This window comes from Defluviitalea phaphyphila (assembly GCF_001466305.1).
GTDB classification, from domain to species: Bacteria; Bacillota; Clostridia; order Lachnospirales; family Defluviitaleaceae; genus Defluviitalea_A; species Defluviitalea_A phaphyphila.
This window is the reverse complement of the sequence record NZ_JWID01000004.1, coordinates 19,026-35,484: the sequence shown is the minus strand read 5'-3', so window position 1 is coordinate 35,484 and position 16,459 is coordinate 19,026. Positions and strand designations below refer to the sequence as shown.

Here is a 16,459-nt window from a genome sequence, read left to right as displayed (position 1 = left end):
GGAAATGGGATGAAATCTTTAGGATTAAATGAAATCAGAGAAAAATATTTATCTTTTTTTGAAGGAAAGGACCATTTAAGAATGGGAAGTTTTTCCCTTGTACCTCAGAATGATAAAAGTTTATTACTTATCAATGCAGGTATGGCGCCTTTAAAACCTTATTTTACAGGGCAGGAAAAACCTCCTAAAAAAAGAGTTACTACTTGTCAAAAATGTATTCGTACAGGGGATATAGAAAATGTAGGAAAAACCTCAAGGCATGCTACTTTTTTCGAGATGTTAGGAAATTTTTCCTTTGGAGATTATTTTAAAGAGGAAGTAATTCCTTGGGCTTGGGAATTTGTAACAGAAGTTTTAGAAATTCCAGAGGAGAGATTATATGTTTCTATTTATGAAAAAGATGATGAAGCTTTTAAAATTTGGAATGAAAAAGTAGGATTAAAACCTGAACGTATTATTAGATTAGGTAAAGAAGATAATTTTTGGGAAATAGGGGTAGGCCCTTGTGGCCCTTGTTCGGAAATTTATTTTGACCGAGGAGAAGAGTATGGATGTGGAAGCAAAGATTGTGCTCCTGGCTGTGATTGTGATCGTTTTGTAGAATTTTGGAATCTTGTTTTTACTCAATTTGATAAAGATGAAGAAGGAAATTATAATCCTTTACCAAATCCTAATATAGATACAGGAGCAGGGCTAGAGAGATTGGCAGCAATTATGCAGGGAGTAACTTCTATTTTTGATGTAGATACTATAAAAGCTATTCGTGATCATGTATGTAAAATAGCTGGAGTCAAATATCAAGAAGATAATAAAAAAGATATATCAATTAGGGTTATTACAGATCATATAAGGGCTATTACTTTTATGGCTTCAGATGGTATACTTCCATCAAATGAGGGAAGAGGATACGTATTTAGAAGATTGCTTAGAAGAGCAGTTCGTCATGGTAAGCTATTAGGCATTAATAAATTATTTTTAAAAGAACTTGCTTTAACTGTTATAGAAACTTCTAAAGAAGCATATCCGGAACTAGAAGAAAAGAAAGAATATATTTTAAAAGTATTATCTGTGGAAGAACAAAGATTTAACGAAACAATAGATCAAGGTTTAGAAATATTAAAAGAGTATATAAAAGAATTAAAAGAATCAAAACAAAATACTTTATCAGGAGAAAAATGTTTTAGATTATATGATACTTATGGATTTCCTATTGATTTAACTAAAGAAATTCTAGAAGAAGAAGGATTTACTTTAGACGAGCAAGGATTTATGAAAGAGATGGAAGCTCAAAGACAAAGAGCTAGATCTGCTAGAGAAGAAACAACTTACATGGGTTCAGAAGAAAGTATTTATACTAAATTAAATAAAGAATGGACAACTCAGTTTAAAGGATACAATACTTTAAATGTATCTGATGCCATAATTCGTGCAATAGTTACGAATAATGAATTTATTAATGAAGCTAAAGAAAATCAAGAAGTATCAATTATAGTTGATAAAACTCCTTTTTATGCTGAAAGTGGAGGACAAGTTGGAGATAAGGGTATTATTAAAACAGACAAAGGAACAGTAAAAATAACTGACTGTATAAAGGTAAGTGGAAATAATTTTGCCCATATAGGGAAAGTAGTACAGGGTAGTATATCTGTAGGAGATAAAGCTTCACTAGAGGTAAATAAATCAGATAGAATGGCAACAGCAAGAAATCATAGTGCTACTCATTTACTTCAAAAAGCTTTAAGAAATATATTAGGAAACCATGTAGAGCAAGCAGGGTCTTATGTATCTTCAGAAAGACTTAGATTTGATTTTGTTCATTTTGCTCCTCTTACTCAAGAAGAGTTGAAAAAAGTAGAGGAAGAAGTAAATGAAAAAATTCTAGAAAACCTTCCAATTAATATTTGTGAAACTAATATTGATGAAGCTAGAAAAATGGGGGCTATGGCTTTATTTGGAGAAAAATATGGAGAAATTGTTAGAGTAGTAAATATGGGAAATTACAGTATAGAACTTTGTGGAGGAACTCATCTTAAAAATACTGCTAGTGTAGGAACTTTTAAGATTATTTCTGAAACAGGGGTTTCAGCAGGGGTTAGAAGAATTGAAGCAGTAACAGGACAAGCAGCTCTAAATTATTTTAGAGAACAAGAAAATTATATAAAAGAAGCAGCAGCTATTTTAAAAACTGTACCTAATCAAGTAGTAAGAAAAATTGAAACTTTAATAAATGAAGTAAAAAATAATCAAAAAGAAATTGAAAAATTAAGAGCAAAAATATCTACATCAGCAGTTGAGGATATATTATCATCTAAACAAGATATAAAAGGAGTTTCCTTATTAACAGCAAGATTTGATGAATTAGATATGAATGGACTTAGGAATATGGGAGATAATTTAAAGAATAAAATAGGTTCTGGAGTTATTGTATTAGCTACTGGAAAAGATAATAAAGTGAATTTTGTTGTAATGATAACTGATGATGTAGTTAAAAAAGGTGCTCATGCAGGAAATATGATTAGAGAAATTGCTAAAGTTGCTGGTGGCGGCGGAGGCGGTCGTCCGAATATGGCTCAAGCAGGAGGAAAAGATATTTCTAAAATAGATAAAGCTTTAAATAAAGCGGCAGAAATATTAAGTGGTCAATTACAATAAAATAAAAGTGTATAAAAATGTTTATTTTACAAAAATTTTTCACTTGTCAGAATTATAAAATTATGATAATATGTATATACTAAATGTTAAATGCGAAGAAGGAGACTCTGTGCTAAGGAACTTAACAGGGAGATGAAGCCGTGATTGAGAGCTTCATTTAAGGGATTAGCATAAGGGAACACTCTGGAGCAGGCTGATTGAACTTTAAGTAGGTCAGCCCGTGGGCACCCGTTAAGTGCTAGAGTGAGCAATTAATATTTAATTGCTAATGTGGGTGGTACCACGGGAGACTTTATCCCGTCCCGGAATCTTTGATTCCGGGATTTTTTATTTAAAAAATTGAATTGGTTCCAATGGGGGAACATGCATAAAATCTATTTATGATTTATGTGTGTTTCCCTTTGCTTTTTTTAGGATTTATTAATGAAAGGAGAGATTGTTTATGGATTTTATAAAAGGTGTAGTTAAAAAAGAAACGATTGAAATTAAGGATTTATTATTAAAAGATTATAATGGGGAAATTATAAAAATGAATGGTGCAGTTCATACTATAAGGGATATGGGAAATGTTACCTTTATAGTATTAAGAAAAAGAGACGGTCTTATTCAGTGCGTTTTTGAAGAAGGTACAATGGATTTTAATATTAAGTCTTTAAAAGAAGCTTCAACAGTTGAAGTAGAAGGAGTTGTAGTAGAAGAAAAAAGAGCTCCTCATGGATATGAAATTAGATTAAAAAACATTAAAATATTATCTACTCCAGCAGATACAATGCCTATTCCTATTAGTAAATGGAAGTTAAATACTTCTTTAGAAACAAAATTATCTTTAAGACCTATAGTACTTAGAAATGTAAAAGAAAGAGCTAAATTTAAAATCCAAGAAGGAATAGTAAGAGGATTTAGAGAATTTTTGTTTAGTCAAGGATTTACTGAAGTAAGAACTCCTAAAATTACTGCTAAAGGAGCAGAGGGAGGGTCGAATATTTTTAAACTAGATTATTTTGATAAGAAAGCAGTTCTGGCTCAAAGCCCTCAGTTTTATAAACAAACTATGGTAGGAGTATTTGATAGAGTTTTTGAAACAGGACCAGTATTTAGAGCTGAAAAACACAATACTACAAGGCATTTAAATGAATATACTAGTTTAGATTTTGAAATGGGTTATATAGATGGATTTGAAGATATTATGGCTATGGAAACAGGATTTTTACAATATACTATAGAATTATTAAAAAAAGAATATTCTAAAGAATTAAAAATACTTAATGTGACTCTTCCAAAAGTAGATAAAATTCCTATGGTACGTTTTGATGAAGCAAAGCAAAAAGTATCAGAAAAATATAATAGAAAAATTAGAACTCCTTATGATTTAGAACCTGAAGAAGAAGTGCTAATTAGTCGTTATTTTAAAGAAGAATATGATGCAGATTTTGTATTTGTTACACATTATCCTTCTAAAAAACGTCCTTTTTATACTATGGATGACCCACAAGATTCTAAATTCACCCTAAGTTTTGATTTATTATTTAGGGGAATGGAGATAACTACAGGAGGACAGAGAATACATGATTATGATACACTATTAAAGAAAATAGAAGCTCGAGGAATGACCACAGAAGGTATGGAACATTATTTAATGATTTTTAAATATGGTATGCCGCCTCATGGAGGTTTGGGAATTGGATTAGAAAGACTTACTATGAAATTATTAGATGAACAAAATGTTCGTGAGACTACTTTGTTTCCAAGAGATTTAAGTCGTTTAGAACCATAAATAAAAAGGAGGAAATAAAATGAGTCAAGTTATTTCAGATGAACTTATGGAATATATAGCTAATTTAGCAAAACTTGAACTTTCAGAGAAAGAAAAGGAACAGGCTAAAAAAGATATGGAAAGAATGCTTAGTTATATTGATAAATTAAATGAACTAGATACCGAGGGAATAGAACCTCTTTCTCACATATTTTCTGTTAATAATGTATTCCGTGAAGATGTAGTTACTAATGGAGATGATAGTGAAAATATTTTATCAAATGCTCCAGAAAGAAAAGATGAAGCTTTTAAAGTTCCTAAAACTGTAGAATAAAGGAGGAATATATCTTGGATATTACACGTTTAACAGCTATAGAATTAGGTAAAAAGATAAAATCTAAAGAAGTTGGAGTAGTAGAAGCAATAAAAGCTTCTTTAGAAAAAATAGAAAAATATGAACAAGAATTTAATTGTTATGTAACTATAGATAAAGAAGGAGCCTTAAAAAGAGGAGAAGAAATACAAAAACTTATCGATGAAGGAACTTTAGATTCTCCCCTAGCAGGAGTACCCGTTGCAATAAAAGATAATATATGTACAAAAGGACTTAGAACTACTTGTAGTTCTAAAATTCTTAGTAATTTTAAACCTACCTATAATGCAGAGGCTGTAATAAATTTAGAAAAAGCAGGAGCCGTAATTATAGGAAAAACAAATATGGATGAATTTGCTATGGGAAGCACGACAGAAACTTCAGCTTTTGGAGAAACTAAAAATCCTTGGAATAAAGAACATGTTCCTGGAGGTTCTTCAGGAGGGTCTTGTGCAGCAGTGGCGTTAGAAGAATGTTTTTATGCTTTAGGGTCTGATACAGGAGGGTCTATTCGTCAACCTAGTTCTTTTTGTGGAGTAGTAGGGATAAAACCAACTTATGGAACAGTATCTAGATATGGGCTTATTGCTTATGGGTCATCCTTAGATCAGATTGGACCTATTGCAAGAAGTGTGGAAGATTGTGCAAATATTTTAGAAATAATATCATCTTTTGATGTTAAGGATAGTACTTCTATAAAAAGAGAGGAATATGATTTTACTTCAGCTTTGGTAGATGATGTTAAGGGAATGAAAATAGGAATTCCCACAGATTATTTTAAAGAAGGAATAGATGAAGAAGTAAAAAAAGCTATATTAAAAGCGGCAAAAACATTAGAAGAAAAGGGTGCTATTGTAGAAGAATTTGAATTAGGTTTGGTAGATTATGCAATATATGCTTATTATGTAATAGCTTCAGCAGAAGCAAGTTCAAATTTAGCTAGGTTTGATGGAGTAAAATATGGGTATCGTACAAAAGATTATGAAAATCTTAATGATATGTATAAAAGAACTCGTTCTGAAGGATTTGGAACAGAGGTAAAACGTAGAATTATGCTTGGTTCTTTTGTACTTAGTTCAGGATATTATGATGCTTATTATTTAAAAGCATTAAAGGTTAAAGCTTTAATAAAAGAAGAATTTAATAAAGCTTTTAAAAAGTATGATGTGATATTAGGTCCTGTAGCTCCCACTACTGCTCCTAAATTAGGAGAGAGTTTAAGTGATCCTATAAAAATGTATTTAGGAGACATCTATACTGTATCTATAAATTTAGCAGGACTTCCTGCAATTAGTGTTCCATGTGGAATAGATTCAAAGGGACTTCCTATAGGTCTGCAGTTAATAGGAGATTGTTTTAAAGAAAAAAATATTATTCGAGCAGCTTATGCATATGAAAAAACAAGACCTTATATAAGACCTACTATAAATATATAGAAAGGGGCGTTAATATGAGCAAACAATATGAAACAGTTATAGGATTAGAAATTCATGTGGAATTAGCAACTAAAACAAAAATATTTTGTTCTTGTAGTACAGAATTTGGCGGCAAACCTAATACTCACACTTGTCCAGTTTGTACTGGTATGCCAGGGTCTTTACCAGTACTCAATAAACAAGTAGTAGAATATGCTATTGCTGTAGGACTAGCAACTAATTGTGAAATTACACAATATTGTAAATTCGATAGAAAAAATTATTTTTATCCAGATAATCCTCAAAATTATCAAATTTCTCAATTATATTTGCCAATTTGTAGGAATGGTGGTATTGAGATAGATACTCCTTCAGGTAAAAAAACTATAGGAATTCGCGAGATACATATGGAAGAAGATGCGGGGAAATTAATCCATGATGAGTGGGAAGAGTGTTCTTTAGTTGATTTTAACCGTTCAGGAGTACCTCTTATTGAAATTGTATCAAAACCAGATATGAGGTCTGCAGAGGAGGTTATTGCATATGTTGATAAATTAAGATTAATTATTCAGTATTTAGGAGCATCTGATTGTAAATTGCAAGAAGGCTCTATGAGAGTTGATGTTAATCTATCAGTTCGTGAATTAGGTTCAAAAGAATTTGGAACTAGAACTGAAATGAAAAATTTAAATTCTTATAAAGCTATAGCTAGAGCGATTGAAGCAGAAAAAAATCGACAAATAGAATTATTAGAAGAAGGAAAAGAAGTTATTCAAGAAACAAGAAGATGGGATGATAATAAAGAAACTTCTTATTCTATGCGTTCTAAAGAAGATGCCCATGATTATAGATATTTTCCTGAGCCTGATCTTGTTCCAATTGTTATTAGTGATGAATGGATAGAAAATATTAGAAAAAGACAGCCTGAATTAAGAGAGGAAAAATTAAAAAGATATAAAGAGCAGTTTAATATTCCGGATTATGATGCAAAAATTCTTACGTCTTCTAAGAAAATAGCAGATATATTTGAGGCAACAACTGCTATTTGTAATAAGCCTAAAAAGGTATCTAATTGGCTTATGGGAGAAACTATGAGACTTATGAAAGAAGAAGGAATAGAAGCTGAAGAGCTTAGTTTTTCTCCTGAAAATTTAGCTAAATTAATTGAACTAGTAGAAGAAGGGGCTATAAATAATTCCGTTGCGAAAGAAGTATTTGAAATTATTTTTAAAGAAGATATAGATCCTAAAAAGTATGTAGAAGAAAAAGGATTAAAGATTGTAAAAGATGAAGGATTGCTTATAAAGACTATAAAGGAAGTTATAGAGGAAAATCCAAAGTCTGTAGAAGATTATAGAGGTGGTAAGAAGAAAGCCATAGGATTTTTAGTAGGTCAAACTATGAAAAAAATGAAAGGAAAAGCTGATCCTAGTATGATAAATAAAATATTAAAAGAGTTATTGTAAAATTCTATATATCATCTCTTTACATTTTGCATACAAAAAAGTATGATATATATAAAATATTGTAAAATGTTAAGAGGTGTATAAATGAAAAATGTTTTTTTTACTATCAACTTATTATTTATGTCTGTATTAATCGCATGTTCAGCACAGAATAAAATTCAAGTAGCATCTACAAAAACAGACAATCCAGTACAAACATCTACGGAAAAGATAATAGAACAAGTAGAACCTAGAGTATATTCAGTAAAAATGAGAGTAGTTGGAGATATCATGGTTCATAAATGGCAACTTTGGGAGGCTTATGATAAATCAAATGATACCTATAATTTTAATAGGGAATTTGATTTGATTAAGCCTTTTTTATATGATGCAGATATTACCATAGGAAATTTAGAAACAACTTTTGGGGGAAAAGAGAGAGGATATAGTGGATATCCAAGATTTAATTCTCCTGATTCTTTAGGAAATACTCTAAAAGAAGTGGGATTTGATATTTTAACTACATCAAATAATCATTCTATGGATAGCAATGCTAAAGGAGTTATTAGAACTTTAGATGTGTTAGACCAAATAGGAATAGAACATGTAGGCACTTATAGAAATCAAAATGAAAGTGAAAAAATAAAATTAAAAACTGTTAATGGAATTTCTTTTGCATTTTTATCTTATACCTATGGAACTAATGGGATTCCTATACCTAAAGAACAAGCATATTTAGTAAATTTAATTGATGTAGAAAAAATAAAGTCAGATATTAAAAAAGCAGAAGATATGAATCCAGATTTTATAATAGTATATCTTCATTTCGGACAAGAATATCAAAGATATCCTAATAAAAATCAAAATAAAATAGTAGACGAAATATTTGAAGCAGGAGCAGACGTAATTCTTGGAGGGCATCCTCATGTAATTCAGCCTATGGAAACAAGAGAACTTATAAGGGAAGATGGAACAAAAGAAACAGGTTTTTTAATTTATTCTTTGGGAAATTTTATTTCTTCTCAAAGAACTCCTCTTGATCCTCCTAGGGATGCAGGAATAATTTTAAATTTAGATTTTGAAAAAATCAATGATGAAAAAGCTATAATAAAAAATATATCTTTTATGCCTACATGGGTACAATTTAGTAATAGAAATGGGAAAAGAATAATTAGAATTATAGGGGATAATGTATCAAATGAGGAATTAAATTTAACACAAGGAGAAATTAATAGACTTGAAAGTACAAGAAGTTATACAATAAAACATTTATTAGGGGAAAAAGAAGTGAAAAAAGATAATAATTTTTACATATATTATTTAAAAGAGTAATAAAATATCACGCCAACTAAAATTAGTTGGCGTGATATTTATATATATATATATTAAAAAGATATAGGGGAGCAATTTTATAAAAAGAATTTAAAATTTTTATTAATGTTATGCGAAGCTAGGAGCTTCTGCTTCATCTTGTAATGCGTCATATCCTTCTTCTCCAGTTCTAATTTTTACTACATTTTCTACATCATAAACAAATATTTTACCATCTCCTATATTTCCAGTATATAAAGCCTTTTTAACGGTATCTATAACAGTTGATACAGGAATTTTACATACAACTATTTCAACTTTAACTTTAGGAAGAAGGTTAGTTTCAAGTGGAGCTCCTCTGTAATATTCTGTATTTCCTTTTTGCATTCCACATCCTAAAACTTGAGTAACTGTAATACCTGTTATACCTATTTTGTCTAAAGCTTCTTTTAATCTTTCAAATTTACTTTGTTTTGTGATAACAACTATTTTAGTCATTTTAGCATTAGGATTTGAATTAACACGTTTTACTGGAATAGTATCATTAGTATCATTTGTAGAAGTAGTAGTAGCTGCTTCACTAGAAATTAAAGGCATAAAATCAGCATAACTGCTTTCTAATCCATGTTCTACTATATCAAGTCCAGCAAGTTCTTCTTCTCTAGATACCCTAAGTCCAATAGTACTATTAATAATTGAAAATACTATTGTCATTGTTACTGCAACCCAAGCTATTACAGCTATAACTCCTAATATTTGAACTCCTAAGAAACTAAATCCTCCACCATATAAAAGACCACCATCTATGGCAAATACACCTGTTAATATAGTTCCAGCAGCTCCACATACTCCATGTACTCCAACGGCTCCTACAGGGTCGTCAACTTTAAGAACTTTATCAATAAATTCTATACTTGCAACAAGAAGAAATCCTGAAATAATACCAATTAATACAGCACCTACAGGAGAAACTGCATCACATCCAGCTGTAATTGCTACAAGTCCTCCTAAAGCTCCGTTAAGAGTCATAGAAACATCAGGTTTTTTATAACGAACCCATGTGATTATCATAGTAGTAACAGCAGCTGCTGCGGCTGCAAGATTTGTTGTAACGAAAATGGAAGCCATAGAAACTAAAACATCATCTCCAGTAGCAGAAACAGTAGAACCACCATTAAAACCGAACCAAGCAAACCAAAGGATAAATACACCTAAAGCTCCTAAGGTTAAACTATGTCCTGGAATAGCTCTTACTTTACCATCTTTTGTATATTTTCCAATACGAGGGCCTAAAATTTTAGCTCCTATAAAAGCAGATACACCACCAACCATATGAACTGCAGTAGAGCCTGCAAAATCATGAAAACCTAAATCAGAGAGCCAACCTCCGCCCCAGATCCAGTGTCCAGAAATAGGATATATAATTGCACTAAGAAGAATACTATAAATACAATAAGATATAAATTTAGTTCTTTCAGCCATAGCTCCAGAAACAATAGTTGCTGCTGTAGCACAAAATACTGTTTGGAAAATGAATAATGCTGCTGATGGAATAGAGGAGCTATAATCTCCTGTTACAAAGAAATCGGGTGTTCCTATAAATCCCCCATTAGTTGCACCAAACATTAATCCGAAGCCTAATATCCAGTAAACTAGAGAACCAAGGGAAAAATCCATTAGGTTTTTCATAATAATATTTCCTGCATTTTTAGCTCTAGTAAATCCCGTTTCTACCATAGCAAATCCAGCCTGCATAAAGAATACTAGAACTGCACCTAATAGAGTCCAAATGGTATCGACTGATGAATACATATAAATTCCTCCTTTAAATATAAATTTTTTATAATTTCAAATAAATTATTATAATCTAAAAATATAAAATAAAGGCATGTAGATATGTTTATATCTTATAAACATAAATACACGCCTTTGTGTTTTACATATAAATTATTTTAATAAACACTATATAAAAGTTCACCATAAGTTGGGAAAGACCAATATTTTTTACCTATTTTAGTTTCTAACTCATCTACTACACTTCTGAGTTCTTGCATATTGATAAATACAACTTCACGGTAATATTTAGCAGTTTCTAAAAGGTCCTCTTTTTCTTTAGCTTCAAGGATTGAATTATCTAGTTTTTCTATATGTTTATAAAGACTAACAGATAAATTAGAAATGGATTCAATTAAATTTTCTTCTAATTTACAACTAAAATCTTTACTTATAGCTTTTTTATTATTAACAACTTCACTTATGTCTTTTAAATAATTTATAACAGAAGGAATAATTCCTCTTCTTGTCATATCTAACATAGTTAATGCTTCGATATGGAGTACTTTAATATATTTTTCAAGCATTACTTGATATCTAGAATTAATTTCTGCTTCTGAGAAAATATTGTGTTTTGTAAATAATTTAATATTTTTTTCGGAAATCAAATATGGTAGAGCATCTACAGTAGATTTTAGATTTAAAAGTCCTCTTTTTTCAGCTTCTTTAACCCACTCATCAGAATAGTTATTTCCATTAAATATTATTCTCTTATGATTTTTAATAGTTTCTTTAATTAAAGAAGTTAATTCTGCTTTAAAATCATCAGCTTTTTCTAATCTATCAGCAAATTGAGATAGACTTTCAGCAACAATAGTATTAAGAACAGCATTAGCATCAGATATTGAAGCACTAGAACCTAACATTCTAAATTCAAATTTGTTTCCAGTGAAAGCAAAAGGTGAAGTTCTGTTTCTATCAGTGTTATCTTTAGGGAAATGAGGGAGTACAGTTGCTCCTATTTCCATTTGACATTTTTCTTTTTGATTATAGCAAGTATCATTTTCAATAGCTTCAATGATTTCTGTAAGTTCATCGCCTAGGAACATGGATATTATAGCAGGAGGTGCTTCATTAGCTCCTAATCTATGGTCATTTCCAGCACTAGCAACAGATATACGAAGTAAATCTTGGTATTCATCTACCGCTTTAATTACAGCACATAAAAATAGTAAAAATTGAGCATTATCATAAGGAGTTTCACCTGGTTCTAAAAGATTTATACCTGTATCTGTAGATATAGACCAGTTATTATGCTTTCCACTTCCGTTTACCCCTGCAAAAGGTTTTTCATGAAGTAAGCAAACAAGCCCATGTTTACTTGCAATAGTTTTCATAAGTTCCATTACTAATTGATTATGATCAGCAGCAATATTAACTGTTGTAAATATTGGAGCTACTTCATGCTGAGCGGGAGCTACTTCATTATGTTTTGTTTTAGCTAAAACTCCTAATTTCCAAAGTTCTGTATCTAATTCCTTCATAAAAGCAGAAACTCTTGGTTTTATAGAAGCAAAATAATGATCTTCTAATTCTTGACCTTTTGGAGGTCTTGCACCAAATAAAGTTCTACCACAATAGATTAAATCAGGACGTTTTTCATATAAAGCTTTATCTATTAAAAAGAATTCTTGTTCAGGCCCTACTGTTGCAGAAACTCTTTTTACTTCATCGTGTCCAAAAAGTTTTAAAATTCTTTTAGCTTCTTTATCTATAGCTTCCATAGAACGAAGTAGGGGAGTTTTTTTATCAAGAGCTTCTCCACTATATGAACAAAAAGCTGTAGGGATACAAAGAGTATTATCTTTTATAAATGCATAGGATGTAGGATCCCAAGCAGTATATCCTCTAGCTTCAAATGTTGATCTAATACCTCCACTTGGAAAACTGGAAGCATCTGGTTCTCCACGAACAAGTTCTTTCCCTGAAAACTCCATTATAATATTATCATCAGGAGTAGGAGAAATAAAACTATCATGTTTTTCAGCTGTTACCCCTGTCATTGGTTGAAACCAGTGGGTAAAGTGAGTAGCTCCTTTTTCTATAGCCCATTCTTTCATAGCACTAGCCACAACATTAGCTACATCTAAATTTAAATGTTTTTGTTCTGCAATAGTTCTTTTTAATGCTTTATACACATCTTTTGGTAATCTTTCTTTCATTACCTTATCATTAAAAACCATACTTCCGAAAATGCCTGGTATATTTTCCATACCGTTTCCCCCTTTTAATACATATTTGTAATTTATTAAATAATTTTCAAAAAAATAAGACGCCACAGGCTCTACTAGCCTCTAGCGTCTTTGCTTATACGTAGTATATCATTAATTTTAAAATTTGTAAATACATTTTTTGAAATTTTGCAAGAAAAATTTTATAAGTTGCATTTGTCATTTGAAAAATTGATGATTATACGAATTATTTAAGAAAAAATGAATTATGTTTAAAAAAATCCTTCAATATATATTGACAAAAATATGTTTTTAACGTATTATAGTAATACAGTGAACAAAGGCGTTCATCAAAAATAAGGGCAATTGCAATTTTTATGTTCTTATTTTTGATGAACGCCTTTATTGTTGTCTAAAAATTTATTATTAAAGGTAAATTTTAAAAGTAAATTTTGCGGAGGTGGATTATGCTTAAAGAAGGACAAATCAGAATACCATCGGGGTGTGCTATATCAGGAATATTTTCAAAATCAGGGAAAAGAATTAGTGGAGAATCCATCATTAAATCTATTGAAACCATGCATGATCGTTCCAATGGTTTAGGAGGAGGCTTTGCAGCTTATGGAATTTATCCAGAATACAAAGATTTTTATGCCTTCCATATATTTTATGATGGAAGTATACCAAAAAAAGAATGTGAAGAATTTTTAGAACATCATTTTGATATTATTAATCTTTCAAAAATACCTACAACTAAGGTGGCTAGTATAAAAGATACTCCTTTAATTTGGAGATATTTTGTTACACCCCTACCAACTAAGTTAAATGAAAGTCAATTAGATGAAAAAGAATTTGTAGCTAGATGTGTAATGAAAATAAATATAAAAATAGATGGAGCATATGTATTTTCTAGTGGGAAAAATATGGGAACATTTAAAGCTGTAGGATATCCAGAAGATGTAGGAGAATTTTATAGACTTTCAGATTATAAAGGATATTCTTGGACAGCTCATGGAAGATATCCAACTAATACGCCTGGATGGTGGGGAGGAGCTCATCCTTTCGCCTTATTAGATTATTCAGTTGTGCATAATGGAGAGATATCTTCTTATGATGCCAATAGAAGATCTATAGAAATGCATGGGTACAAATGTACCTTAAAAACAGATACAGAAGTCATAACTTATATTATTGATTATTTACATCGCAAAATGGGGCTTACTCTAGAAGAAATATCAAATGTTATAGCAGCTCCTTTTTGGCAGACAATAAATAGAATGTCTAAAGAAGAAAAAGAAAAACATACTTATTTAAGGAATGCTTTTTCTTCATTACTAGTTACAGGACCATTCTCCATATTATTAGGTTTTGAAGGAGGAATGATGGCATTAAATGATAGACTAAAGCTTCGTTCTATGGTAGTTGGAGAAAAAGATGATATGGTATATATAGCAAGTGAAGAATGTGCTATTCGCATTATAGAAAAAGATTTAGATAAAGTTTGGTCACCTAAGGGTGGTGAAGCCGTTATTGTTACATTGAATGGAGGTTTAGACAATGGGAATTAATTATTTATATCCAGAATATGAAGTTGTAAGAAATATGGATAGATGTATTAATTGTAGAGTATGTGAACGACAGTGTGCTAATGAGGTGCATAGTTTTGATGAAGAAAGAAATATCATGTGTAGTGATGATACAAAATGTGTTAATTGTCACAGATGTGTTTCTCTTTGTCCTACTAAAGCTTTAAAAATAGTAAAAACAGATAATACATTTAAAGAAAATAGTAACTGGAGTTGTAGTACTATTAAGGAAATATATAAGCAAGCAGAAACTGGTGGAGTATTATTATCTAGTATGGGAAATCCAAATAAGTATCCCATTTATTTTGACAAAATTTTATTAAATGCTTCTCAAGTTACTAACCCGTCCATTGACCCTCTTCGTGAACCTATGGAAACTAAAGTATTTTTAGGAAGTAAACCTAAAAAAATAGAAAGAGATGAAAAAGGAAATATAATTAATAATCTAAAAGCAGGTCTTGAACTTTCTGTTCCTATTATGTTTTCTGCTATGAGCTATGGTTCAATTAGTTATAATGCTCATGCAAGTTTAGCTAGAGCTGCAAAGGAATTAGGGATTTTTTATAACACTGGTGAAGGTGGTCTTCATAAGGATTTTTATGAATATGGAAGTAATACGATTGTACAAGTAGCTTCTGGTAGATTTGGAGTTCATAAGGACTATCTTCAAGCAGGAGCTGCTATTGAAATAAAAATGGGGCAGGGAGCAAAGCCAGGAATAGGAGGGCATCTTCCAGGGTCCAAAATAATAGGGGATATTTCTAAAACTAGAATGATTCCTGAAGGTTCAGATGCTATTTCTCCAGCTCCTCACCATGATATTTATTCCATTGAAGATTTAAGACAGTTAGTATATACCTTAAAAGAAGCTACAGATTATAAAAAGCCAGTCATAGTTAAAATAGCAGCTGTTCATAATGTAGCTGCCATTGCTAGTGGTATTGCAAGAAGTGGAGCAGATATTATTGCTATTGATGGATTTAGAGGAGGTACTGGAGCTGCTCCGACAAGAATAAGAGATAATGTGGGAATTCCTATAGAACTTGCACTAGCTAGTGTGGATCAAAGGCTTAGAGATGAAGGAATAAGAGATAATGTATCTATTGTAGTAGGAGGAAGTATTAGAAACAGTGCAGATATAGTTAAAGCTATTGCTTTAGGAGCAGATTGTGTATATATAGGAAGTGCTGCATTGATTGCCTTAGGATGTCATCTTTGTAGAAGTTGTCAAACTGGAAAATGTAATTGGGGAATAGCTACTCAAAATCCTAAATTAGTAAAACGTTTAAATCCAGATATAGGATATAAAAGATTAGTTAATCTTGTTACAGCATGGAAACATGAAATCAAAGAAATGATGGGTGGAATGGGTATAAATTCCATAGAAAGTTTAAAAGGAAATCGTTTAATGCTTAGAGGAGTAGGACTTAATGAAAAAGAACTTCAAATATTAGGTATTAAATATGCTGGAGAATAGGGGGAACTACTAGTGAAAAGAGTATATGTTAATGAAGAATGGTGTCTTGGATGTCATTTATGTGAATATTATTGCACTTTTGCAAATTCTAACGAAAAAGATATAGTAAAAGCTTTAAAAAATGTAGTTATTAATCCTAGAATTAAATTAGAAGAGGGAGACAGGATAAATTTTGCTGTATCTTGTAGACATTGTGAAGATCCTATATGTGTAAAAGGATGTATTACAGGAGCACTTTCTATTAATGATGGAATTATAACAGTAGATGAAAATAAATGTATTGGATGTTATACTTGTATTTTGTGTTGTCCTTATGGAGCTATAACTCCTAGTGATAAAGGAGTTATACAAAAATGCGAATTATGTACTAATAATATTCATGGAACTCCCCAATGTGTAAAAGGCTGTCCTAATAATGCTATTGTATTTGAAGAGAGGTGATA

Annotated in this window: 11 protein-coding genes and 1 other annotated feature; of the genes, 9 read left to right on the top strand and 2 right to left on the bottom strand. The window is 30.8% G+C overall.

What is annotated here, in order from left to right:
* Nucleotides 1–9 precede the first annotated feature (9 nt).
* From alaS to OM90_RS04025, 6 genes are all read left to right on the top strand, one after another.
* Entirely contained in the window at nucleotides 10–2,652 is a 2,643-nt protein-coding gene (gene alaS / locus OM90_RS04050) for an alanine--tRNA ligase (RefSeq protein ID WP_058485621.1), read from the top strand.
* Between the two features lie 86 nt (nucleotides 2,653–2,738).
* Nucleotides 2,739–2,960 (top strand) — a binding site (T-box leader).
* A 134-nt stretch (nucleotides 2,961–3,094) separates the two neighbouring features.
* A complete protein-coding gene (aspS, locus tag OM90_RS04045; protein WP_058485620.1) occupies nucleotides 3,095–4,426 on the top strand; it encodes an aspartate--tRNA(Asn) ligase in 1,332 nt (443 codons plus the stop codon).
* Between the two features lie 19 nt (nucleotides 4,427–4,445).
* Nucleotides 4,446–4,739: an Asp-tRNA(Asn)/Glu-tRNA(Gln) amidotransferase subunit GatC gene (gatC, locus tag OM90_RS04040; RefSeq protein ID WP_058485619.1), complete on the top strand. Its 294-nt coding sequence runs from the start codon at nucleotides 4,446–4,448 to the stop codon at nucleotides 4,737–4,739.
* Between the two features lie 14 nt (nucleotides 4,740–4,753).
* Nucleotides 4,754–6,214, top strand: coding sequence for an Asp-tRNA(Asn)/Glu-tRNA(Gln) amidotransferase subunit GatA (gene gatA, locus OM90_RS04035; RefSeq protein WP_058485618.1), 1,461 nt, complete (start codon nucleotides 4,754–4,756; stop codon nucleotides 6,212–6,214).
* Nucleotides 6,215–6,228: 14 nt separating this feature from the next.
* Complete coding sequence (gatB, locus tag OM90_RS04030) at nucleotides 6,229–7,659, top strand: Asp-tRNA(Asn)/Glu-tRNA(Gln) amidotransferase subunit GatB (RefSeq protein WP_058485617.1); 1,431 nt, start codon at nucleotides 6,229–6,231, stop codon at nucleotides 7,657–7,659.
* A gap of 84 nt (nucleotides 7,660–7,743) precedes the next feature.
* Nucleotides 7,744–8,970 carry a CapA family protein gene (locus OM90_RS04025; protein ID WP_058485616.1) on the top strand — a complete coding sequence of 409 codons (1,227 nt, stop codon included), beginning with the start codon at nucleotides 7,744–7,746 and terminating at the stop codon, nucleotides 8,968–8,970.
* A gap of 108 nt (nucleotides 8,971–9,078) precedes the next feature.
* Here the strand turns inward: OM90_RS04025 and OM90_RS04020 are convergent, their stop codons facing one another.
* Together OM90_RS04020 and OM90_RS04015 are read right to left on the bottom strand one after the other, a co-directional pair.
* Entirely contained in the window at nucleotides 9,079–10,761 is a 1,683-nt protein-coding gene (locus OM90_RS04020) for an ammonium transporter (RefSeq protein WP_058485615.1), read from the bottom strand.
* A gap of 140 nt (nucleotides 10,762–10,901) precedes the next feature.
* Nucleotides 10,902–12,995 (bottom strand): glutamine synthetase III family protein, encoded by a 2,094-nt coding sequence (locus tag OM90_RS04015; RefSeq protein WP_058485614.1) that lies wholly within the window; start codon nucleotides 12,993–12,995, stop codon nucleotides 10,902–10,904.
* Between the two features lie 425 nt (nucleotides 12,996–13,420).
* Between OM90_RS04015 and OM90_RS04010 the strand changes: the two genes are divergently transcribed.
* Genes OM90_RS04010 through OM90_RS04000 form a run of 3 tightly spaced genes read left to right on the top strand, consistent with a single transcriptional unit; the run spans nucleotide 13,421 to nucleotide 16,457 of the window.
* A complete protein-coding gene (locus tag OM90_RS04010; protein WP_058485613.1) occupies nucleotides 13,421–14,521 on the top strand; it encodes a class II glutamine amidotransferase in 1,101 nt (366 codons plus the stop codon).
* Entirely contained in the window at nucleotides 14,511–16,016 is a 1,506-nt protein-coding gene (locus OM90_RS04005) for a glutamate synthase-related protein (RefSeq protein ID WP_058485612.1), read from the top strand. The genes OM90_RS04010 and OM90_RS04005 overlap by 11 nt, the downstream gene beginning before the upstream one ends.
* 12 nt (nucleotides 16,017–16,028) lie before the next feature.
* Entirely contained in the window at nucleotides 16,029–16,457 is a 429-nt protein-coding gene (locus OM90_RS04000) for a 4Fe-4S dicluster domain-containing protein (RefSeq protein ID WP_058485611.1), read from the top strand.
* Nucleotides 16,458–16,459: the final 2 nt, after the last annotated feature.

Bases quoted from the DNA above. Each gene is read 5' to 3' on its own strand.
- OM90_RS04020 (WP_058485615.1), bottom strand. From the start codon at position 10,761: ATGTATTCATCAGTCGATACCATTTGGACTCTATTAGGTGCAGTTCTA.
- OM90_RS04025 (WP_058485616.1), top strand. From the start codon at position 7,744: ATGAAAAATGTTTTTTTTACTATCAACTTATTATTTATGTCTGTATTA.
- OM90_RS04010 (WP_058485613.1), top strand. From the start codon at position 13,421: ATGCTTAAAGAAGGACAAATCAGAATACCATCGGGGTGTGCTATATCA.
- aspS (WP_058485620.1), top strand. From the start codon at position 3,095: ATGGATTTTATAAAAGGTGTAGTTAAAAAAGAAACGATTGAAATTAAG.
- alaS (WP_058485621.1), top strand. From the start codon at position 10: ATGAAATCTTTAGGATTAAATGAAATCAGAGAAAAATATTTATCTTTT.
- gatB (WP_058485617.1), top strand. From the start codon at position 6,229: ATGAGCAAACAATATGAAACAGTTATAGGATTAGAAATTCATGTGGAA.
- gatC (WP_058485619.1), top strand. From the start codon at position 4,446: ATGAGTCAAGTTATTTCAGATGAACTTATGGAATATATAGCTAATTTA.
- OM90_RS04005 (WP_058485612.1), top strand. From the start codon at position 14,511: ATGGGAATTAATTATTTATATCCAGAATATGAAGTTGTAAGAAATATG.
- OM90_RS04015 (WP_058485614.1), bottom strand. From the start codon at position 12,995: ATGGAAAATATACCAGGCATTTTCGGAAGTATGGTTTTTAATGATAAG.